Below are 21073 nucleotides of genomic sequence, written 5' to 3' on the forward strand. Positions count from 1 at the left end.
TGTTTGACTGAGTGCGGATGTGTCGTTGAGCCTGCGCTTGGCTATAACGCGCTCACCAGCCCAGAAACCTCCACATAAGGACCTCAAGCCTAAATGGCCAAAAACCAGCCATTTAAGCTTGAGGCCACTTCCGCGCCGGTTCACGCTCACAAACAAAAAAGGCCAACGCCTCCGCGCCGGCCGATCGAAGTTTATATAAAATTTAATCAACGTAATAAATGATCGCAAGGGCGCCGGGACCGGTGTGGGTTGCGATGACCGGATCGGTTGGCCGCACCAGAACCGGGACGCTTGGTAAGACTTCCGCAATGCGCTTGCCAACGTCTTCACCTAACTCGGTTGCACCCGCCGTTGAAATGCCAACACTTTTTATATTCGGCATTTTGGCCATTTGACTGATTGTTTCAGTGATAAAGTTATTGATGGTCTTCATGCCGCGGCCTTTGCGTAGCGCTGACAACTCGCCATCTTTCAACTGCAAAACAACTTTGATATTCAAGAATGACGAAATCAAACCGGAAACGCGACTAATCCGTCCACCTTTAACCAAGTTATCCAAACTCGTGACCCCTAAAACCAATGTTGTGTTGTCGCGGATTTGCTTGATTTTATCAAGAATCGTTTGCAGATCCTTACCGGCCTCTGCCATTTCCGCAGCTGCCAAAACCTGAAAGGCCAGCCCGCGATCCGTCGATAACGAATCAACGACCGTCACTTTGCCCTTTGCAAGTTGCGCGGCCTGCCGTGCTGAGTTAACGGTGCCACTAAGCGTTTCCGTCATATGAATCGCCAACACCTGGCTCCCATCGGCAGTCAACTTATCGAAAACATCCGTAAAAGTGCCGATTGCCGGCTGGGATGTCTTTGGCAGATTATGCGCCCCTGCCATTTCATCCATAAAGTCTTCGCGGGTGATCGTTTCACCGTCAATGTAAACCGTATTGTCAATCATAATAGTCAACGGAACAACCGTAATATGGTACTTGCTGATCTCTTCTGGAGTCAGTTGAACGGAGGAATCCGTGACGATCTTGATATTTGCCATGTCTGAGCCACGCTTTCTGTTAGGTTCGTCTACCGTCATAATTATAGCAAACTCCCTAACCAATGTCAGTATACATTACCTAGTTATCATAACTACATTGCGTTGTTTTGTAAACCGTAACATGGTAGAATTTGATATGTAGTAGCGACAGTCGCATTCAAAATTTACACGGCTGTCTTCAAGGAGGTTGGCAATGCGCGTGTCAAAATCAAGCCATTATGAATTTAACAATGAAATGTTTAGTGCCATCACCCATGCGTTCGCACTCGGCTTGGCTGTGATGGGAACCGTCATGTTAGGCGTTAAGGGAATCAACAGTGGTAGTCAGGTCGAATTATTCAGCCTTATCGGGTTCGGTGTTTCGCTGATGTTGCTCTACACTGCTTCAACTGCCTTTCATGGTTTCTATTTTAGCAAGGCCCGCCATGTTTTGCAGGTACTGGATCACTCCGGCGTCTTCATTTTAATCGCCGGTTCCTACCTGCCGTATTGCTTGGTGGCCATTGGCGGCAAACTCGGCACCGGTCTTTTAATCGCCATTTGGACTTTATGCCTCGGGGGAATTGGCTATAAGCTCTTTTTCCTGAATCGCTTCAAACATTTGGAAACCATGATTTATGTGGTGTTAGGTTGGCTCTGCGTGATCGGCATGGTCCCGCTATGGCATCACTTGGGCCCGGTCGGATTCAGCTTATTAGTGGCTGGCGGCTTAGCTTACACTGGCGGTGCCATCCTCTACTTACAAAAAGGCATTCCTTACATCCACGTTATCTGGCATCTCTTTGTCATTCTTGGCAGCCTGTGCATGTACTTATCGATTTACTTTTATCTGTAAACCAACCCAAAATAGCCACGAAAAAACGCCTCTCCCGTCATGTGAAGAGACGTTTTTTCGTGGCTATTGTTACCGAGATTTTATCCCCGGCATGTTTTACTGGCAAAGACTAATACATCCAAAAGTAGCGCTTACTAAAGTTGAATTAAGCCTACTTTTTCCAAACTTCATACGTGTGGGTCAAATCCGGATTAACATCTTCAACAGTGCGGCTGGATACTTTGGTGAAAGCATCCCAGTCTAACGGGATCATTTTCGTATCACCATCAAAACTCCCAGCCAATCGCGTAACCAATAAGGTATCGACGTCGTTTTTAAATGCCGTAAAGACTTGTGCACCGCCTGCGATGACGAGATCCTGATCAGGGTGCTGCTTGGCGTATGCAAAGACTTCAGGGACATCGTGCAGCACCACGGCTCCCGGCGCCTGATAATCGACTTGATGAGTCAAAACAACATTCGTGCGCTCAGGCAGCGGCCGCTTAGGAAAGCTTTCGTAGGTACGCCGGCCCACAACCATGATTTTGCCCACCGTTTGTGCCCGAAAATAATGCAAATCATCCGGCAGATGCCAAGGCAAATGGCCGTCCTTGCCGATAATGCCATTGCGATCTTGTGCCCATAAAAATTCGGTCATATGAATCTCCTCCTTGATCGTTGAAAAATCCCCAAATCATTGGATAAACATTTTTGCCATCAATAATTTCATTGATCATACCACGGGCCGCATTAATGAGTCCCCTGACAAGCCCGTCAAACCGCAACTGGCGCCTTGATAGCCGGGTATGGATCATAGTTCAGCAATTTAATATCTTTCATCTCAAAATCAAAAATATCGTGCTTATCCGGATTCAAAGCTAGTGTTGGCGCCGGACGCGGGGTGCGCGTGAGTTGCTCTTTGATCTGATCAATGTGATTGACATAGAGATGAGCATCGCCAAATGTATGAACGAACTCGCCGACTTTTAGCCCGCACTGGTGCGCGACTAAATGCGTCAGTAACGCGTACGAGGCAATGTTAAACGGCACACCCAGGAAGATATCGCCTGACCGCTGGTAAAGTTGCAAGGACAACTTACCATCATTGACATAAAACTGATAAAGCGTATGGCAAGGCGGCAATGCCATGGTCGGAACATCTTCGGGATTCCAAGCCGACACGATTAAACGCCGCGAATACGGGTGGGTCTTGATTTGCTCGATAACATCCGCTAGCTGATCGATGGTTTGACCGGTACTGGTACGCCAAGCACGCCACTGGGAACCATAAACCAGCCCGAGATCGCCATATTTCGCAGCGAAGGCATCATCGTTCAACACCTTTTCGTCGAACTTAGCCATTTCTTCACGATAAACTTTTGCAAATTCGGGATCTTTTACCCGGCGATGACCAAAATCCGTCATATCCGGTCCATGGTATTCCGGGCTGGCAACCCACTTTTCAAACGCCCATTCGTCCCAGATATGGTTTTTATGTTGCAGTAAGAACCGAATGTTGGTGTCGCCGCGCAAGAACCACAACAGCTCACTTTTAATTAAGCCAAATGGCACTTTTTTAGTCGTAAACAACGGGAACCCCTTGCTGAGATCAAAGCGCATTTGATGTCCAAAAATACTGTAAGTGCCGGTGTGGGTGCGATCGGGTTTGAAATGTCCTTCATCGAGGACTTTTTTTGCAAGATCGAGATATGGCTGCTCTAACATCGTCTTTCCCCTTCTATCGTTCATTGCTCATACATATTGATCCAGCTCGGCGAACCGGTCAAACTTCTGGTCAATCGTCTGGTTGATTTTGTCAATCTTTGCCTGAAGATCACCTAACTTAACGTAATCTTCGCCGTTGACATCGGCCATTTCCGCCTTCACTTTGGCCAAGCGCTCGTCAAGTTCATCGAGTTCTTGTTGGAGTTTATCATACTCTATTTTTTCAGCGTATGTGAGTTTCGACTTCGCTTTCGGCGTAACTTTTTCCGGTTCCGGTTTCGTTGCGACAGGCTTAGCTTTGGGCGTCGCCGGTTGCGCGGCTTGCTTAGCCAGGTAATCGGAAAATTCGCCAACAGCACGGTCAATCTGGCCGTTGCCATTGAAGATCAGCAGCTGATCGGCCACTTTATCAAGAAAATAGCGATCATGCGATACGGTGATCACGGTGCCGGGAAAATGATCCAGATAATCTTCCAAAACGGTTAACGTCGCAATATCCAAATCGTTCGTCGGTTCATCCAAAAGCAAAACATTCGGTTGCCGCATGAGCACCTGCAACAGATACAGCCGCCGCTTTTCGCCGCCGGAAAGTCGCCCGATTAACGTGCCGTGCATACTGCGTGGAAACAGAAACTGCTCCAGCATCTGAGTCACCGATACCCGTTGACCATCTGCCTGGACGACTTCTTCGCCAACTTCCTGGAGATAGGTAATGATCCGTTTATTTGGATCGAGATCGGCATTCATCTGGGTGTAATACCCCAACTGAACCGTTTCTCCTAACGAAATCGTGCCGCTGTCCAGCTTCTGCTTGCCGGCAATAATGTTTAACAAGGTTGACTTACCGGCGCCATTTTGCCCGGTAATGCCGATTCGGGTTCCCGGCTGAACCAACCAGTTAAAATCGTTTAATATGACCTGATGACCAAAACTCAGATTGGCGTGATTCATCTCAATTACTTTCTTGCCAAGCCGGGCACTGGCAATCTGGATCGGATCCAACTGTTGATCTGGCGCGGGGGCATCGTCTTTGGCTGCTTGCAGTTCTTTGAATCGATTGATGCGCGCCTGTTGCTTGGTTGACCGTGCCTGGGCGCCCGCGTGCATCCAGGCAAGCTCCTGGCGATAAAGCTGGGCCTGTTTGTGGTTAGCCGATTTTTCGGCCTCCAGTTGATCAGCCTTTTTGGCGACATATGCCTGATAGTTGCCTTGATACTGGAAAAGTCGGCCGCGATCCAACTCAAAAATGCGATTGGTGACGCGATCCAAAAAATAGCGATCGTGGGTGACCACAATTAAGGCGCCGCGATAATTGCTTAAATATTTTTCGAGCCAAGCGATGGAATCAAAGTCAAGATGGTTCGTCGGCTCATCCAGTAGCAAGAGATCAGGTGATTCAATCAAAACCTGCGCCAGTCCTACCCGCTTTTGCTGCCCGCCGGAGAGGCTACCGACCCGAGCCGACAAGTCATCAATATGCAGCTGTGTCAGAATCGTCTTAATATCGGTTTCGGCCGACCATGCGTCTTCTTGGGTCATTCGGGCATCGGCTTTGGTGTAGGCATCGGTTTTCGCCTGATTCAGTGGATCCTTGGTGTAGGCAGCCAATGCCCGTTCATACTGCCGAATAGCCTGAAAAACCGGCGAATCACCGCGATAAATGGCATCCATAATCGGCAGCTCAGGATCAAGATCAGGTACTTGGGCCAGGTAGCTGATGCGATAATTCTTCGGCGTTTTAACCGTGCCGGCGTCTAATGCTTCCAGCCCAGCCAAGGCGCGAATCAGCGTGGTCTTTCCGGTACCGTTCACCCCGATCAACCCGATGCGTTCGCCTTCATTGATTAAAAAATCGATTTGTTTGAATAATTGCTTGTCACCGTATGCCTTGCTCAGGCCTTCTGCTGTTAGCGTCTGCATGTTGTCCCTCATTTCCCTTGTATCGTTGTCCATCTTAGCAAGAAGCAAGGCACAAGAAAAGGCCGACCCACTTGTCGACCTGCCTGTTTGCTGCCTTAAATCCGCGGGTATTCGTCGTCCACGGTATGTTGGGCATCGATAACGATGTAAAGATGACCATTCTTGGCTAGCTTGCTGGTTTGATATTCATTATCAAGCCCACTTGGATCTTTTTGCTTAAACGGGAAGTAAATTTGAACCTGCTTCTTGGCTTCTTCGTCAAACACCAAGTCCATCTTCTCGATGTCCTGGTATTTCGTGGCACGGCCAAACATCCCCATTTCAAGTGAACCGGTGTTGATGTCGCTTGATTTGACATGATCGGCTTCCGGCAAAATTTCAACCTTGAAGCTCTTGCAAGGATGAATTTCCTGAATCTGGCCGCCGTGAATCCGCCCATAGCTGGTGGTTACCCGGCTGATCCAGACATCGGCCAGCTCATCATGCTGGACCGTCCATTCATCACCATTACGAAAATGAAAAACCAATTGTTCAAAAACATGTTCTGCCATTAGAAATCCCCCTTCACGATCACACCAGCATCAAGATTGGCCAGAAACTTTTGGGAAGCCTTGCGACCATGCATTGATCCTGATGTGACGTTGTTGTATGTGCTTACATGCTCATCATAACACACTCACTGCCGTTCTCGAGACATTTCAATTGCTGCAGGCAACAACTTTTTGGGATCATTGGGCAAAACACCGACCACAACCTGTGATTCAACCTGATGCAGCAATTTTCCCATTTCGGGGCCGGGACGAACACCGGCTGTGATTAAATCACGCCCGGTCAGTGCTAGCTCCTTTTTGGCGTGAATTGGCAGCCGGGCATATGCTGCTGCCAGCGCCTGTCGATCAAAGTTCGGTTCCAGTAAGGCGGCCACTTCACCAGCAACTGCCACAGCCCGGGAGCCGGCAGTATACAAATCCCAGGGAGTCGGCGTCGATATTTTGGCCAGCAGCGTCACCGTCTGACTGACTAGGTCAATTAAGTCGTTAGATTGCTTCCAGGCTTTTAAGGTTGGTTTCGGATCTAGCTTGAGCATAAAAAGCAGCGTGCTCCAACCGCTGGCAATGCCGCTAAAAGGGGTGTCCGGCAGCTCGCTAAAGTGCCATAAAGCCGTCCTCTGGCGAGCCAGTGCCGGGGCATACGCGAACAATCCGGTCGTCACAAAGTCTTGAATACCAAACCGCCGATCAATCCCGATCAACAGCCGATTAAACTCGGCCGCAATCCGTTCAACCGAAATGTGCTTTAGCAACGGAGCATTTGCCGTAATCGCTTCTTTGGTCGCCGGCTCAATGTGAAAACCCAGCTGACTTTCAAACCGGACGGCGCGCATCATCCGCAGCGCATCCTCGTGAAAACGCTCGTGCGGATCACCAACTGCCCGCAACTGGTGCTTTTTCAAATCAGTCAGTCCGTCGAATAAATCAATAATCGTGCCGTCATGGCGAACTGCCAAAGCATTAATCGTAAAATCCCGGCGCTTGAGATCTTCTGCCAACGAACGGACAAATGTCACGTGATCCGGCCGCCGAAAATCCTGATACCGTGACTCGGTCCGAAATGTGGTAACTTCGTATCCCGTCCCATGGTCCAACACCATCACGGTTCCGTGCTCGATACCGGTATCGACGGTGCGCTTAAAAATGCGCTTAATCTCCTCCGGGTAAGCTGAACTGGCAATGTCGACATCATGGATCGGCAGCCCTAACAACGCATCGCGCACACTGCCACCGACAAAATAGGCTTCATAACCGGCTGCTTCAATTTTTTTAAAATAGGAATTGCCGCTTGAAAATCAGGCTGCTTTAAATCTAACTGCATTTACGCTACTCCTTTTGTTTTGGTGTTGACCTCACCTCAAAAACACCACAAGATAAGATTTCTGTTAGAATGAGCTTAAATTCTTTTTTGGGAGGCACCTTATGTCACGCAACATGCGGATTTGTCTGGATCTTTTGATGATTGTTCTCGGTTGTGCTTTATACGGATTTGGCTTGGTCTATATTAACATTGCCAACCACCTGGCAGAAGGCGGCGTCACGGGGATTACGCTGCTGATTCGTTACTGGTGGCACTTGGACCCGGCTTATAGCACGGTACTGCTTAATATCCCGCTTCTCATCGTGGGTTATAAGTTTCTGGGAAAACGGGCGCTGGCATATACGATTTTCGGAACGTTAATGTTATCGGCATGGCTATGGATCTGGCAACGGGTCCCACTGAGCATCGACATTCATCATGATTTATTCATTTCCGGGGTACTGGCCGGTCTTTTTGGCGGTTTTGGCAGCGGCTTGATTTACCGCCACGGCGGCACAACTGGCGGCACCGATGTTGTGGCCAGAATTGTCGAGCAACAAACGGGGGTGCCGATGGGGCGGACACTGCTCATTTTTGATGCAATCGTTTTGACCATTTCGCTGACTTATTTGAACCTTGAATTGATGATGTACACACTGCTGGGTGCCTACGTCTTTTCCCGCATCGTCAACTTTACGCTGGATGGCGCATATGCAGCCAAAGGTGTGCTGATCGTTTCGGACCACAGCCAGGCAATTGCCACGGCGATTATGAATGATCTTGAACGCGGCACCACCTTTTTGCACGCGGAAGGTGGATTTGCGCATGATCGCAAGCAAGTCGTTTACGCGGTTGTCGCCTCAACGGAAATCGCCTATACGAAACGGTTGATCGAAGCCATCGATCCCCACGCCTTCATCAGCATTCTGGATGTCCACGAAGCATTAGGCGAAGGCTTCACTTACCAGAAGAAACGGCGACGACTTTTGTTCGGCCACTAATCCCTCGCACTTTAATCCGCCTCATCATTGAGTTCATCTAACCGCATTTGCATGTCATCATCGGTCGGCACCAATTTCAGGTAACGAACCAAAGCAGCTTTGAGTTCGGCGCGGGCACCGGTTGACTGGAAGAAATCAATCAGATCATGAAGAAAGTCTGGCGAATCCTGGAAGCGATTGAACGCTAACAGGTAATTCTCTCGGGCTTTTTTAACATCATCTAGCCGATCATAACTTTTAGCCATGTTCCAGTAAATCTGCGGGTCGACATCACCGCTGCGATCAATCTGGCTAAGAAAATCGATATTCTCCTGATCACGTTCCTGCTGAACCAGAAAATTACTCCAGGCCAACATATTGCCTTGATCTTCCGGATCGATTTTCAGTGCTTTTTGTAAATAATTTTCGGCTAAATCGGGATTATCTTCACTAAGCGCTAGTTTGCCGCCTAACGCGTATAAGTCGGGGTTCGTGTTATCCACCATAACCCCCGCTTGAACGGTGTCTAAGGCCTTATCAGGCTGATTCTGGGCCTCATACGCACGTGCCAACGGTAAATAAGCATTGGCATAACTTGGATCGGTGTCAATTACCGCCTGTAAGTTGGTAATGGCCTTGGCCGGATCATCCAACTGCAAATACAAACCGCCAAGTTCAAATCGGCCATTGAGATCCAATGCATCCACACCGACATCCTCATAAGCAGCCACTGCGTCTTCATACTGGCCGGTTTGCGCCAGACTGGCCGCCAGCCGTGCTTCAATGTTAACCCCGGCAAGTTCCTTGGTTCCGCCCGCAAGAAGCTCGTTGTACGCCGCAATTGCCTGAGGAAAATGGCCCCAGTCAAAATAAAACTCACCAAGCGCAAATGTTACGACCGGCTCTTTGGGCGCCAGTTTCTTGGCTTCCAATAACTTCTGCTCACTAACTTCATACAACCCCAGTGTCTGATAAACATCGGCGGCGCTTACCAGACTTTGGACATAAGCCGGATCGCCTGGCTGAATGCGACTCAGATAGTTCAGTGCGGCATCTGTATCGCCATCAGAAACCGCAATATCGGCTAAAGCAGTGGCCAAGTCGCCTTGATCTGGATAACGACCTAACAGGCCTTGATACAGCCGCTTAGCCTGACCATTGAAGCCCATAGCGTAAAGTTCTTCAGCTAGATTATATTGGGTTTCGTCGTCATCATGCTTCAAAACCTGCGTAAAAAGTTGCCGCGCCGTTTCCATCTGACCTGCTTCAAGTGCATCAAGCATTTTTTGTGCGTAACTCATAGCTGCCTCCGTATCTGAAAAGCCAAAATAAATTCCATATGCATAAGTTTAACATGTGTGAGCGTGAACCGGCGCGGGAGAAGCCGGAGTGTAAGTGGCCTTGGGCGTGATGGCGGGTTTTGCCATTGCGACCAAGGTCCTTACACGCAGGCTTCTGCGCCGGTGAACGCGTTAATGTGAGCGTGAACCGGCGTGCTTAGAAGTCAGCGTGTAAGTGGCCTTAGCGTGATGGCCCGGGCTTAGGTCATTGCGACTAAGGTCCTTACACGTAGACTTCTGCGCCAGTGAACGCGTTAATGTGGGCGTGAACCGGTACTTGAGCCAGTAACCACATCATGACCTTATCACAGCCAAAACGCGCAAAAACCGAGTCCGCTAAGACTCGGTTTTTGGTGGTACTTTAACAGTTGACTCAATTGAACCGTTTATTTAACGGCATCCTTGAGTGCTTTACCAGGCTTGAATGCTGGTACTTTAGATGCTGGGATCTTGATCTCGGCACCGGTTTGTGGGTTGCGACCCTTACGAGCAGCACGCTCACGAACTTCGAAGTTACCAAAGCCGATTAATTGAACCTTGTCACCCTTAGAAAGGGAATCCTGGATAGAACCGAAAACTGCATCAACAGCTGCGGTTGCGTCCTTCTTGGTCAAACCGGTTGCAGTTGCAACGCTTTCGATCAATTCTGCTTTGTTTGCCATGAACATTTCACCTCCATAATTGATTAGGTGCGTGAACACCTAAACATGTTCATTCCTGACCGCTCAGGAATGAAGAAACAATGATAATTATGTATCACCATTTCAGGTTTAAACATAGCATAGCAAGCCCGCCGTGACAAGGTTTTTGCCAAAATTTTTGTCCGAAAATCGCGGATTGGTTATCGAAAATCTCGATTTATTGAATGAAAAGTCATTATCCAACATTGTAAAATTTATTTACGTTGACGGGCAATGACGTGAATCGGCGTTCCACTAAAATCAAATGCTTGACGCAACTGGTTTATGAGAAAACGCTCGTAAGAAAAGTGCAATAAATCAGGATCATTCACGAAAACCACGAAAGTTGGCGGTTTGACGGCCACTTGGGTCATATAATAAATTCGCAAGCGTTTCCCATTAACTGTCGGTGTTGGTGTGACAGTAATGGCATCCATCAAGACATCATTCAACACACTACTCTGAATTCGGCGGGTTTGGTTTTCTGAAACCTCGACGATCATTGCTGGCAAGCTCTGTAAACGCTGTTTGGTCTTGGCTGAGACAAAAATAATCGGCGCATAATCCAGATATTGGAATTCCTGACGAATCAAATTCTCAAAGTCTTTCATGGTGTGATTATCTTTTTCGACCGTATCCCATTTATTCACCACGATAATAATGCCGCGACCGGCTTCATGAGCATAGCCGGCGACTTTCTTGTCCTGCTCGCGAATGCCTTCTTCCGCATTAATCACAACCAAAACCACGTCCGACCGGTCAATCGCACGTAAAGCCCGCAGTACGGCGTATTTTTCCGTATTTTCGTAAACCTTGCCGCGTTTACGAATTCCGGCGGTATCAATCATGGTAAATGTTTCACCATCGGTTTCAAACTTGGTATCAATTGCATCACGGGTGGTGCCTTCAATGGGACTCACGATGACGCGATTTTCGCCCAGAATAGCATTCACCAGCGATGACTTCCCGACATTCGGGCGGCCAATCAAACTAAACTTGATACTATCGTCTTCAACTGAATTGGCTTCTTTGGGGAACACCGCCAAAACAGCATCCAAAACATCGCCTAAACCGATGCCATGGGTACCGGAAAGCGGAAACGGTTCGCCAAAGCCTAATGAATAAAAGTCATAGATATCCTGCCGGCGCTCTGGATTATCGACTTTGTTGACGGCCAAAACAACCGGCTTTTTCGCTCGATAAAGTATCTGCGCGACCCGTTCATCAGCGTCAGTGACACCTGCTTCGACACTGGTCAGAAACAGAATCACATCGGCTTCCTCAATGGCAATTTCAGCCTGATCTTTAATTTGGGACAGAAACGGCTCATCGCCGAGATCAATCCCGCCAGTATCGATCACCGCGAATTCTTTGCCCAGCCATTCACTTTTTCCGTAAATCCGGTCACGCGTGACGCCTGGCGTATCTTCAACAATCGAAACCCGTTCACCGAGAATTCGATTAAAAATAGTTGATTTACCGACGTTGGGCCGACCGACAATGGCAAGTGTTGGTAAAACCATATAGTGGCCTCCTTTCTTTGCTGAGGTCTTTTATTAGCACTTTTAAAATGTATCGCAACCGATCCGCTAATTTTATGTGCAACAGACCGTTAGCCATAAAAAAAGTTGAGCCAAGGCTCAACTTTTTAAAGGACGGAACAATTACTTGTTGTCATCCTGATCATCGTTCTTACCTTTAGCAGCGTCTTTCAACGCATCGCCCAAGATATCGCCGAGTGAGAAGCCGGAATCATCTTGCTGATACTCAGCAGGAATCGATGTCGACTGATGACGATCATTGCCACGACGCGGACGGGATGAGCGGCGACGTTCGTTGTTGCCGTTGTTATTGCCGCCTTCGTGCTCTGGCGCTTCGCTGGCGCCTGCCGGACGATCCTGCAATGCTTTGATGGACAATGCCAAGCGGTGTGCGTCAGGGTCAACTGACAGCACTTTAACCTTCACTTCTTGGCCTTCCTTTAAAACATCTGCTGGCGTTGCAACATGTTCATGTGAAATCTGGGAAATATGAACAAGGCCTTCGACACCAGGGAATACTTCGACAAATGCGCCAAATGTCGTCAAACGCTTAACCGTGCCGGTCAAAACTGAGCCAGCCGGTGCTTTTTCTTCAATACTATCCCATGGCTGTGGCAAGGTTGCCTTGATGGACAAGGAGATCCGATTACGGTCAGGATCAACATTCAAAACCTTAACCTTAATCTCTTGACCAACCTTCAAGACATCGCTTGGCTTATCAACATGGTCAAATGAAATTTCAGACACATGAACCAAACCATCCACACCGCCGAGATCGACAAAGGCACCAAAGTTGGTCAAACGCGCAACCTTGCCTTCAACAACATCGCCAGGCTGAATCTTAGCAAAGATTTCTTTGCGTGCTTCAGCTTTGCTTGCTTCAACAATCGCTCGATGCGAAAGAATCAAACGGTTTTCACTAAGTTCGATTTCAATAATCTTAAATTCGAGTTCTTTGCCTTTATATTGATTGAGATCTTCTACAAAGTGATCTTCAACCATCGATGCCGGAACAAAGCCACGAACACCGGCATTAACGACCAAGCCGCCTTTAACAACGCTGGTAACAGGTGCCGTGATGGTTTCGCCGGCCTCATATTTAGCCTGGATTTCTTTCCAAACCTTTTGTGCTTCCAGACGGCGCTTGGACAGCAGGAACTGACCATTTTCTTTATCTTTGTCAACCGTTGAAAGCACAACTAAATCAAGTTTGTCGCCGACCTTGGCAACATCGTGAATGTCATCGATTGGCTGAGTTGATAACTCTTTGATCGGGACCACGCCTTCGACGCCTGTTCCTTCGATCCCAACGATCAATTGTTTATCTTCAACAGCAAGGACATCAGCCTTGACAGTGTCACCAATCTTTACCGTAGTGACACTCTTAAGGGCGTCCGCCATTGTTTCGGTGTTCTCATTAACGTTATTATCACTCATGCCAAAAAATCCTCCTATGCAGCTGTATACTGGATCTATTGTACTTGAAAACGAAACAAATTACCAGCGCTTATTTCGCTCTGGTTAACTAATGCGTTTTCGTTTCTGCCACTAATGTAAGAATCCGCGTCACGACCTCATCAATCGACATATTCGTCGTATCGATCCGAATCGCGTCAGACGCCTGCCGTAACGGCGATACCGCCCGATGGGAATCTTTACGGTCACGTTCGGCAATTTCATCCTCGAGTGTTGCCAGCGGTGTCGTGATCCCCTTTTGAACATTTTCTTTATAGCGCCGCTTAGCACGCTCTGTAACTGACGCTACCATGAAAATTTTCAAAGCAGCGTTTGGCAAAACGGTTGTCCCGATATCGCGACCATCCATCACAATATCATGGGTCGCCGCAATATCGCGTTGCCGCTTGACCAATTCAGTTCGCACGCGGGGTAATGCAGAAACCTGGGACACATTATTCGTCACATCAGGTTCACGGATGGCCAGTGTCACGTCTTCGTCATTCATGAAAACCCGTTGTTCCGTTTCGCCGGGTGCAAACCGAATCACCATCTTGGCGAGATGTTGCATAATGGCTGATTCGTCGTCCAGCGGTAATTGATCCTTAAGCGCCATATATGTGACGGTACGATACATCGCACCGGTATCGCAATAAATAAAGCCCAATTTCTTGGCGACAAGTTTTGCAATGGTACTTTTGCCGGCGCTTGCCGGGCCGTCGATCGCAATCTGCATGAATTTCCTCCACAACACACGCCCCTGTTCATCATGTCAATGGTTCGAACAGGGGCGCGTTACATTTATTTCACTTTTAAAACGGTTCCGGGGGTCAGGCTGGAATTGGCGCTAAGGCCGTTTAACTGTAAAAGTTCATCCAGCGTCATCCCATGATTAGTTGCAATCCGATAAAGATTATCCCCAGACTTAACCGTGTATGAATTGGCCGCCGCAGTACTGGCCTGACTCGGCGTTGCAGTGCTCGCTGCAGACGCCGCTGCGCTAGGCTGTGTTTGTACAGAGGCGCTGCTGGCTTCCTCCGATGCCTTACCCGTCTCCTGTTGTTGAGTAGACGACTGCTGTGCCGGCTGCTGGCTGCTTGCTTCTTTCTTAGAAGTTTTTGCCGCTTTAGAAGATTTTTCGGACTTTTTAACCTTTGATCGATGGCTGGCTTTCTTGGCGCTTTGAATCACCACTTTGTCATTTGACAAATTTGAGCCACTGCTGCCTTGGCTTCCCCAAACCTTAAAGTAAATAATTGGCGATAAAACCAGCAAAATCAAAATAATTGCCAAAATCCAGGTAAATTTTGAGCTGCCTTGGCGTTTCTTACGGGTGGCCAATCGACTTAAATTGCCTTGGTCATCACGATCATCATCGAAAAGGGTTTCCCAAGGCTTGTTTTGATCGTCACTCTTATGTTCTTGATCCGCACTGTCATGTTGGTGTTTATCTTTTTCGGCCATCACGAACCTCCTCACTACATGGATTTATTGTATCATATCGCGGCAAATCAGGACGCCGCTTATCTAAAGATTTGCCTAAAAACGGCTTGCCAGTGTTTCGGTGGGGTCGTTTGGTGTCCTTTTTCTGTGGCAAAAGTTTGTAAAACGTCTGGCGTCACTGGGCCGCAGCAAAATGAGCCATGTGCCGGAACCGGTGAATCAAAGTGCTTAAGTAATAACGCCCGGCGACAACCGGATGCGTTGACAAAAGCTGCCATCGCCGTAAAACTATTCTGTTTTTCCGTCATTCGCTTTTCAAGTTGCTGCTGCGTTTGAAGCAGCGAAAAGCCGGCCGTAATATACGCTTCAATCAAGCTGACTTGCGGGTCATCAAAATTGCGATAAATCTCCGGGTGGGCAAAAATAGTCTGAATCATCGTTTGATCAGGCAGCATCCCTGCCAGCGCCTGACTGCGTTTCAGGTCATCCTGAGTCACCACCATCGCCGCTAAACTAGGCGCCCCATCACGTCCGGCGCGACCGATTGCCTGGTAATACGCTTCAAGCGATTCCGGTACATACAAATGAACAACAAGGCGTACATTTGCCTTATCGATGCCCATGCCAAAAGCACTTGTGGCGCAAATCACCTGAAGCTGATCGGATTGAAACTGCCGCTGAATCAAATCACGCTGATGCTGGTCCAATCCGGCATGATAAAAAGCGGCTGCCGTCCCGGTCTTTTGCAATTCGCCGGCCAGGTTTTCAGATGCTGCACGGGTGGGACAATAGACAACCGTCGGGCCAATGTTCGCTGCCATGATATGTTGAAGCTTCTGCCGCTTTGCTTCCTCGTTGGGAAAGACGTCAACCCCGAGAAAAATATTCGGGCGATCAACCGAGCCAGCGATCGTTACTGGATGCTGCATGTTCAGTTGCGTCAAAATGTCAGCGCGAACCCGTTCCGGCGCGGTTGCCGTGAGCGCCAAAACGGCATCAACGTGTAACTGGCTTCGAACTTGCCCCAACTGCAAATAAGCCGGCCGAAAATCCGGGCCCCATTGGGAAATGCAATGGGCCTCATCGACTACAAACAAGCCTAAGTCAAGTTGCTTGAGTGCCGCCAAAACATCCTTACGCTGCAACATTTCCGGAGAGATGAAAAGATAGCGATACTGGCCCAGATTTCGCAAAACTTCAGGAAACACATTTGGGGCAATTTGTCCCGACAAAGCCAAGACTCGCTTCTCCCCCGCAGCCTGTAGCCGCCCGACCTGATCGTGCATCAAAGCAATTAACGGCTCGATAATCAAGGTTGGCTTTGCTTTGACGAGCGTTGGCAACTGATAACAAAGCGACTTGCCGCTACCGGTTGGCAGGATCCCCAAAGTATCTTGTCCCGCTAAGATTGCCTGAATAATTGCTTTTTGTCCGGGCCGGAAATGTTCAAAGCCAAAGTGGCCGGCCAATAAAGTTTCAAGTTGCGGCACACGGCCATCTCCCTTGCATTTTAAAAATCTGAAACAAACGAATCTGAAAAAAATCACTGCCCGGAATCATCGCCAGTAACGCCTGATGATCCTGCCATTGATCCACCTGATCCAAAGCGTGATGCACCGCTGGCGTAATCAGTCTGGCTATCGGAACATCCTGACCCATGATAGCGGCTAATAGTAGATGCTCTTTGACAGTACTCATTTTGCGATGACTTTGTGCGGCAACTGTCTCCAAATCAACGCCTGACCGAACTTGCTTCAAGGTCGCTTGAGCCGGACGCGTCACCAACTCCTGCGGTCCACCCCACAAGGCATACCATTGATTCTTGGCTGCAGCAATTTCCTGAATCAACGCAGCTAACGCATTCACATTGGCAAAATGTGCCGATAATGTTGCCGGTTGGCGCTGACCTGCATAATTGTGCCCGATCAGGTTGGCGGCGAGCTCATCAGCAAGTGACGCCGGTAATCGCTCAAAAAGATCGGTTAATTCATCAACCGCTGTCTGAACACGCGTTTGTCGATACCAGCGCTTCACAGCCTGCTGGGTTGCCCAATCAGTACTGATCGGTCGGTAAGCTTGCGAATGATAGCTGGCTTCGGATAAAACCTGAACTGCTAAAAAGAAGCGCGGTGCGAACCTGTCAACCCGCATCCATGGTTGGTAGTAAGCAGGTAGTGACACCTTCTGTGCTGCTTGAATCCGACGCTTTTGGCCGCTTTCCGTTAACACCAATCCGGTTTCCGTGGCCGCTAAACATTTTTGCGCTTTTAGCTTCGCCACGGCGGCTAAAAACGCCTCCTTCGATAATCCGGGATAAAGATGGAGCCATTGCAACTGATGGTGACTCAAAGCCGCATAGAGGATAGAAATGGTTTGTTTGCCGGTTAACAGCCCAAATACAGACCGTTCGCGGCGCGGTTGGGTATTAAAAAATTGAATCACCAAGTCTGGCAGCAAAATAAGCACCTCTTTTCCCGGTTGTTATTGTACAATGACAGGTAGTTGAAATCATGACAAAAGATTGAAGGCGGATATGAAAATGGCTTTATATGGCAGAGTGGAACGGCCTGAATGCATCGCGTGTGGTTTATGCCAGATGCTGGCGCCAGACTTATTTGACTACGACCAGGCAGGCATCGCCTATTATAAGCCTGATCGCAATACCGGCACAAAAGCGCTTGATGATCAGGCGACGATTCATTTTCGGCTAGCATATAAACGGTGCCCGACACATGCCATCAAACGCAGTGACCACCCGTTTGACGCTGAGCCTTATACGCCAACCAAGGCAGAATAAGTCGGCAGTCTTTTTCATACATCGATTAACGCTCTATTCATACACTACGCCGTTTTCAAATGATGCCTGCCTGTAGCCAAGTCGCGCAAAAAAACTTCCGCCAAATTGACGGAAGTTTTTATTTGCAAACGTGCAGTTACTAAAGGTTCCAAAAGGCCTCGACGAATCAATTAGTGGCTCATCTGCACTTCTTGACGGGCAAGCCAAGGTGCCAGTGCCTTCGCAATCGCAAAGAAGGCGACTGAAATAACAACACCTTTAATCAAATTGAATGGCACAACGCCAATCAGCACGTAACGGGTTAACGGCATGCCTAAGTTGAAATTGAACACCGCCATGTACATCGGCGTGATCACCAGCCAATTCAGAATGCTCATCACCAAAGTAAGGCTTAAAGTACCTAAGACCAGGCCTTCGACTTGGCGCCATAAACTGTGTTTGCCGCGAACGGTGTAAACCACCGGCAGTAAGAAGCCGACACTGGCAATAAAGGCGGCCAAATCACCGATGAGGTTCACAACACCGCCGCCAGTCAAAGCGAAATGGACCAGACTCCGAATAAAGGCAACACCGATGCCGCCAACCGGCCCATAAAGCAGCCCTCCTAGCAACACAACCAAGTCAGATAAATCCAACTTCAAGAATGGAAACGCCGGAATAATCGGAAACGAGAACATCATCAATACGTAACCGATCGCCGCTAATAGTGCGATACCTACCAAACGATGAACTTTAGAACGACTTGCCATAATACATAACCTCCATGAGGCCGTCTTCCGGAACTTAAAAAGACCTATTCCTCCTTCAGGGGGGAATAGGTCTCGATTGAATGCAGATTCAAAAAAGCCCCATCTTCTTCCATCTAGACTATCACTATCGGTACCGGAGTCACACCGGTTCCACCGCAAATGCGGGTCGCGGACTATACCGCCGGTCGGGAATTACACCCTGCCCTGAAGACGAACCAATTATTTAATTACAAGCATACTTTATCAGAGGTGCGGTTTAAATTCAAGCACTTACCTTGAAAACGCTAACAACTTAATGTTTTTCGTCCTGATCACCAGTAAGTTGCCGTAAATCATGCAGCTCCTGCGGTTTAATCTCACGGTGTTCTCCCGGCTGTAAACCGGCAAGTGTCAGGTTGCCATAAGCTTCACGGGACAGCTTGATCACTGGGAAGCCAACCGCTTTAAACATCTTTTTCACCTGATGATTCATGCCTTGATGAATGGTGAGCGCCACAATTGCGGTTTTCTTTGCCTTATCTGTCGACAGAATCTCGAATTTTGCTGGTGCCGTCATTTTACCGTCAACGACCACCCCGGCTTTAAGCGGCGCTAAGGCAGGCCGATTCGGAATCCCTTCCACTTTGGCAACATATTTTTTCTCGAGTGCATAGCGCGGATGCATGAGGTGGTTGGCTAACTCGCCATCATTCGTCATCACTAACAAACCGCTGGTGTCATAGTCTAGACGGCCAACCGGGTAAAGTCGTTCGCGAATATCTTCAAAATAATCAGTGACGACTTTCCGGCCTTTGTTGTCCTCGACTGCGCTAATCACGCCACGCGGTTTATAAAACAGAAAATACCGTTTAGCCTCTTTGCCGATTGGAACACCGTCTACTTCAACGTCATCATGCGGACCGACTTTAATGCCCATTTCAGTTGCAACTTGGCCATTGACTTTCACATGCCCGGTAGCGATGAGTGTCTCTGCATGACGGCGTGAGGCGATGCCAGCATTGGCAATGACTTTTTGCAATCGTTCAGTTTTGGTTGTCATCTTGTTGGTTTTGCTCCATTTTCTTATCGTCTTCAGCCTGTTGCGACTGACCATCATCACGAAATGTTGTAAAAAGATCGACTTCACCGGTATCTTCAGGTGCATCGGTCAGTGGCGGCAGATCTGCCAACCGATTGAGGCCAAAGTAATCAAGGAAAAACTGGGTGGTCGCATACAAAATCGGCCGTCCCGGTGCTTCTTTACGGCCGGCTTCTTTAATCAGTTGCCGGGATGCTAATGTTGTCAGCGCACCGGAACTTTGAACGCCCCGAATTTCGTCAATTTCGATTCGCGTAATCGGTTGCTGATAGGCAATGATGGCCAAAACTTCCAGTGCCGCCTGCGACAAACCAGCAGCAGGCGGTCCGGCAAAATACTTTTTGATAGCAGCTGCAAAAGCCGGTTTGGTTAACAAGTAGTAACGGTCAGCAAATTGTTGGACCTGTAAGCCGCGTTGCTCGTCGGCGGCCAGCTTTTGCTGATATGCCTCTAGCTGTTGGCGCATCGCACTTTCGCTGATTTCCAAAATCCCGGCAAGTTCACCTAGGGTCACGCCGCTTTCACCTGCTGTATACAGAATAGCTTCCAATACTGGCTCCATTAAGCGGCCTCCTTCAGCGTCACCGTGATCGGATCAAACGGCGCATCTTGTTCGCAAATCACCTGATCGCTTTTCATCAGTTCCAACAAGGCCAAAAAGGTCGTAACCACCTGTTCAACCGAATGGACCGCCAACAAATCGGCAAACAAACATTGACCGTCTTTTTGCAACGTCTTCAAAACTTCCCCGATGCGTTTTTCGACCGACACCGGCTCGGTTTCAATATGCGCAATTGTCTGGCGGGCCGCCTGTTGCGCTTTCATGACCCGGGCCATCGCTGCCTGCAGGTCAATCAATTTGACGGTTCCCGGAGCGAGCGGCACAGCCATTTTCTCGTCTGGTAATGTCGTCGGCTTGGCAAAGGATTGTGCTCGTTTAGCTTCCCGGTGCTTTAAATCTTTGGCTGCTTCTTGGTAAACCTGATAAGTCAACAGCTGGGCCACTAAATCCGCCCGCGGATCGGTTGGCTCTTCCGGCTCAGTGGTTTCCGGTTCCGGTTGCGGCAACAAAAGCCGACTTTTTAAAACCATTAAATTAGCGGCCATGACAAAATAATCGCCGGCTACATCCAGCGCCAGATCCTGCATCTGGTGCAGGTAATCAAGGTACTGGGTGGTAATCTCGGCGATCGGAATATCGTAAATATCCACTTCGTTTGTCCGAATCAAATGCCACAACAAATCCAACGGTCCGGAGAAATCATTCAGCACGAGTGTCAGTGCCATGGTCATCCTCTTTTCGAAACTTGTTAAAAGCAGCTATCAATGACGCATGCTCTAAAGCCCCCATCAATTTCTTATCAGGGAAAAGCTTCGTCAACTCTGTCAGCGCAGCAAACGCCGTCGCCTGATCACGAAAATTCGGTGAAAAGCTCAAATGCCGCACCAAAACAAAATCATCACTTAACTCGATACCGATCACACCGACAAAATCATGCCCCTGCTTATACAAATACAGCGCATGCGAATCGTCTTCGGTGTACATCTTAAGTTCGGTCTTCAAGTGTCCGACATCTTTGAGATCGGGAATAAAAGACAAAAGTCCCATGGCGATCTTCTCGTAGTCGTTTTTGTATTTAACCAGCATATTTGCC

The 21073-nt window shown here is 48.6% G+C and carries 21 protein-coding genes, 1 pseudogene and 1 riboswitch; of the genes and pseudogenes, 3 read left to right on the forward strand and 19 right to left on the reverse strand.

The genetic code is table 11. The features are described 5' to 3' along the window. Positions 1-202: 202 nt before the first annotated feature. Positions 203-1045, reverse strand: coding sequence for a DegV family protein (locus GSO_RS02110; RefSeq protein WP_010488403.1), 843 nt, complete (start codon positions 1043-1045; stop codon positions 203-205). A gap of 193 nt (positions 1046-1238) precedes the next feature. Here GSO_RS02110 and trhA point away from each other — a divergent pair, with 193 nt between their 5' ends. Beyond that, positions 1239-1880 carry a PAQR family membrane homeostasis protein TrhA gene (gene trhA, locus GSO_RS02115; RefSeq protein ID WP_010488405.1) on the forward strand — a complete coding sequence of 214 codons (642 nt, stop codon included), beginning with the start codon at positions 1239-1241 and terminating at the stop codon, positions 1878-1880. A gap of 151 nt (positions 1881-2031) precedes the next feature. Here the strand turns inward: trhA and GSO_RS02120 are convergent, their stop codons facing one another. The 5 genes and pseudogenes from GSO_RS02120 to GSO_RS02140 form a co-directional block, all read right to left on the reverse strand. Next, positions 2032-2517 (reverse strand): dihydrofolate reductase, encoded by a 486-nt coding sequence (locus GSO_RS02120; protein WP_010488407.1) that lies wholly within the window; start codon positions 2515-2517, stop codon positions 2032-2034. Between the two features lie 116 nt (positions 2518-2633). Next, a complete protein-coding gene (locus GSO_RS02125) occupies positions 2634-3584 on the reverse strand; it encodes a thymidylate synthase (protein WP_010488409.1) in 951 nt (316 codons plus the stop codon). 27 nt (positions 3585-3611) lie between these two features. Then, positions 3612-5504, reverse strand: a complete 1893-nt coding sequence (locus tag GSO_RS02130) for an ABC-F family ATP-binding cassette domain-containing protein (RefSeq protein WP_010488412.1) — start codon at positions 5502-5504, stop codon at positions 3612-3614. 95 nt (positions 5505-5599) lie between these two features. Continuing rightward, positions 5600-6055 (reverse strand): hypothetical protein, encoded by a 456-nt coding sequence (locus GSO_RS02135; protein ID WP_010488414.1) that lies wholly within the window; start codon positions 6053-6055, stop codon positions 5600-5602. 125 nt (positions 6056-6180) lie between these two features. Further along, a pseudogene (locus tag GSO_RS02140) lies at positions 6181-7376 on the reverse strand (CCA tRNA nucleotidyltransferase). 101 nt (positions 7377-7477) lie between these two features. Here GSO_RS02140 and GSO_RS02150 point away from each other — a divergent pair. Then, entirely contained in the window at positions 7478-8356 is an 879-nt protein-coding gene (locus GSO_RS02150; protein ID WP_010488418.1) for a YitT family protein, read from the forward strand. Between the two features lie 11 nt (positions 8357-8367). Here the strand turns inward: GSO_RS02150 and GSO_RS02155 are convergent, their stop codons facing one another. The 8 genes from GSO_RS02155 to GSO_RS02190 form a co-directional block, all read right to left on the reverse strand. Next, the gene (locus GSO_RS02155; RefSeq protein WP_010488421.1) at positions 8368-9636 is read right to left on the reverse strand and encodes a tetratricopeptide repeat protein; all 1269 of its coding nucleotides are present in this window, start codon (positions 9634-9636) and stop codon (positions 8368-8370) included. 425 nt (positions 9637-10061) lie between these two features. Next, the gene (gene hbs, locus GSO_RS02160) at positions 10062-10337 is read right to left on the reverse strand and encodes a non-specific DNA-binding protein Hbs (protein ID WP_003658248.1); all 276 of its coding nucleotides are present in this window, start codon (positions 10335-10337) and stop codon (positions 10062-10064) included. A gap of 233 nt (positions 10338-10570) precedes the next feature. Next, positions 10571-11878, reverse strand: coding sequence for a ribosome biogenesis GTPase Der (gene der, locus GSO_RS02165; RefSeq protein ID WP_010488434.1), 1308 nt, complete (start codon positions 11876-11878; stop codon positions 10571-10573). A gap of 141 nt (positions 11879-12019) precedes the next feature. Next, complete coding sequence (gene rpsA / locus GSO_RS02170; RefSeq protein WP_010488435.1) at positions 12020-13333, reverse strand: 30S ribosomal protein S1; 1314 nt, start codon at positions 13331-13333, stop codon at positions 12020-12022. Between the two features lie 88 nt (positions 13334-13421). Further along, on the reverse strand, positions 13422-14087 hold the full coding sequence (gene cmk, locus GSO_RS02175) for a (d)CMP kinase (RefSeq protein ID WP_010488437.1): 666 nt from the start codon (positions 14085-14087) through the stop codon (positions 13422-13424). A gap of 65 nt (positions 14088-14152) precedes the next feature. Beyond that, positions 14153-14815, reverse strand: coding sequence for a LysM peptidoglycan-binding domain-containing protein (locus GSO_RS02180; RefSeq protein ID WP_010488440.1), 663 nt, complete (start codon positions 14813-14815; stop codon positions 14153-14155). Between the two features lie 59 nt (positions 14816-14874). Then, positions 14875-16284, reverse strand: coding sequence for a RecQ family ATP-dependent DNA helicase (locus GSO_RS02185; protein WP_010488441.1), 1410 nt, complete (start codon positions 16282-16284; stop codon positions 14875-14877). Next, the gene (locus GSO_RS02190) at positions 16271-17251 is read right to left on the reverse strand and encodes a helix-turn-helix domain-containing protein (RefSeq protein ID WP_010488443.1); all 981 of its coding nucleotides are present in this window, start codon (positions 17249-17251) and stop codon (positions 16271-16273) included. Before GSO_RS02190 ends, GSO_RS02185 begins: the two co-directional genes overlap by 14 nt. Positions 17252-17333: 82 nt before the next feature. On the opposite strand from GSO_RS02190, the gene GSO_RS02195 reads away from it, so the two are divergent. Further along, a complete protein-coding gene (locus tag GSO_RS02195; RefSeq protein ID WP_010488445.1) occupies positions 17334-17591 on the forward strand; it encodes a ferredoxin in 258 nt (85 codons plus the stop codon). A gap of 170 nt (positions 17592-17761) precedes the next feature. Here GSO_RS02195 and GSO_RS02200 read toward each other — a convergent pair whose 3' ends face one another. The 5 genes from GSO_RS02200 to GSO_RS02220 all read right to left on the reverse strand — a co-directional run bounded on the left by GSO_RS02200 (position 17762) and on the right by GSO_RS02220 (position 21066). Further along, positions 17762-18340, reverse strand: a complete 579-nt coding sequence (locus GSO_RS02200) for an ECF transporter S component (RefSeq protein ID WP_010488446.1) — start codon at positions 18338-18340, stop codon at positions 17762-17764. A 97-nt stretch (positions 18341-18437) separates the two neighbouring features. Further along, positions 18438-18556: riboswitch (FMN riboswitch) on the reverse strand. A gap of 76 nt (positions 18557-18632) precedes the next feature. Then, a complete protein-coding gene (locus tag GSO_RS02205) occupies positions 18633-19379 on the reverse strand; it encodes a pseudouridine synthase (RefSeq protein ID WP_010488448.1) in 747 nt (248 codons plus the stop codon). Next, positions 19363-19980 carry an SMC-Scp complex subunit ScpB gene (gene scpB / locus GSO_RS02210; RefSeq protein WP_010488451.1) on the reverse strand — a complete coding sequence of 206 codons (618 nt, stop codon included), beginning with the start codon at positions 19978-19980 and terminating at the stop codon, positions 19363-19365. The genes GSO_RS02205 and scpB overlap by 17 nt, the downstream gene beginning before the upstream one ends. Then, entirely contained in the window at positions 19980-20705 is a 726-nt protein-coding gene (locus GSO_RS02215; protein ID WP_010488453.1) for a segregation and condensation protein A, read from the reverse strand. Before GSO_RS02215 ends, scpB begins: the two co-directional genes overlap by 1 nt. Then, positions 20680-21066, reverse strand: a complete 387-nt coding sequence (locus GSO_RS02220) for a riboflavin biosynthesis acetyltransferase RibT (protein ID WP_010488456.1) — start codon at positions 21064-21066, stop codon at positions 20680-20682. Before GSO_RS02220 ends, GSO_RS02215 begins: the two co-directional genes overlap by 26 nt. Positions 21067-21073 lie beyond the last annotated feature (7 nt).

This window comes from Lacticaseibacillus zeae DSM 20178 = KCTC 3804 (genome assembly GCF_000260435.1).
Classification (GTDB): domain Bacteria; phylum Bacillota; class Bacilli; order Lactobacillales; family Lactobacillaceae; genus Lacticaseibacillus; species Lacticaseibacillus zeae.

Coding starts and splice junctions, on each gene's coding strand:
- GSO_RS02215 (WP_010488453.1), bottom strand. CDS start 20,705: ATGGCACTGACACTCGTGCTGAATGATTTCTCCGGACCGTTGGATTTG.
- rpsA (WP_010488435.1), bottom strand. CDS start 13,333: ATGAGTGATAATAACGTTAATGAGAACACCGAAACAATGGCGGACGCC.
- GSO_RS02220 (WP_010488456.1), bottom strand. CDS start 21,066: ATGCTGGTTAAATACAAAAACGACTACGAGAAGATCGCCATGGGACTT.
- GSO_RS02200 (WP_010488446.1), bottom strand. CDS start 18,340: ATGGCAAGTCGTTCTAAAGTTCATCGTTTGGTAGGTATCGCACTATTA.
- GSO_RS02195 (WP_010488445.1), top strand. CDS start 17,334: ATGGCTTTATATGGCAGAGTGGAACGGCCTGAATGCATCGCGTGTGGT.
- hbs (WP_003658248.1), bottom strand. CDS start 10,337: ATGGCAAACAAAGCAGAATTGATCGAAAGCGTTGCAACTGCAACCGGT.
- trhA (WP_010488405.1), top strand. CDS start 1,239: ATGCGCGTGTCAAAATCAAGCCATTATGAATTTAACAATGAAATGTTT.
- GSO_RS02120 (WP_010488407.1), bottom strand. CDS start 2,517: ATGACCGAATTTTTATGGGCACAAGATCGCAATGGCATTATCGGCAAG.
- scpB (WP_010488451.1), bottom strand. CDS start 19,980: ATGGAGCCAGTATTGGAAGCTATTCTGTATACAGCAGGTGAAAGCGGC.
- GSO_RS02135 (WP_010488414.1), bottom strand. CDS start 6,055: ATGGCAGAACATGTTTTTGAACAATTGGTTTTTCATTTTCGTAATGGT.
- der (WP_010488434.1), bottom strand. CDS start 11,878: ATGGTTTTACCAACACTTGCCATTGTCGGTCGGCCCAACGTCGGTAAA.
- GSO_RS02110 (WP_010488403.1), bottom strand. CDS start 1,045: ATGGCAAATATCAAGATCGTCACGGATTCCTCCGTTCAACTGACTCCA.
- GSO_RS02150 (WP_010488418.1), top strand. CDS start 7,478: ATGTCACGCAACATGCGGATTTGTCTGGATCTTTTGATGATTGTTCTC.
- GSO_RS02205 (WP_010488448.1), bottom strand. CDS start 19,379: ATGACAACCAAAACTGAACGATTGCAAAAAGTCATTGCCAATGCTGGC.
- GSO_RS02180 (WP_010488440.1), bottom strand. CDS start 14,815: ATGGCCGAAAAAGATAAACACCAACATGACAGTGCGGATCAAGAACAT.
- GSO_RS02130 (WP_010488412.1), bottom strand. CDS start 5,504: ATGCAGACGCTAACAGCAGAAGGCCTGAGCAAGGCATACGGTGACAAG.
- cmk (WP_010488437.1), bottom strand. CDS start 14,087: ATGCAGATTGCGATCGACGGCCCGGCAAGCGCCGGCAAAAGTACCATT.
- GSO_RS02125 (WP_010488409.1), bottom strand. CDS start 3,584: ATGTTAGAGCAGCCATATCTCGATCTTGCAAAAAAAGTCCTCGATGAA.
- GSO_RS02155 (WP_010488421.1), bottom strand. CDS start 9,636: ATGAGTTACGCACAAAAAATGCTTGATGCACTTGAAGCAGGTCAGATG.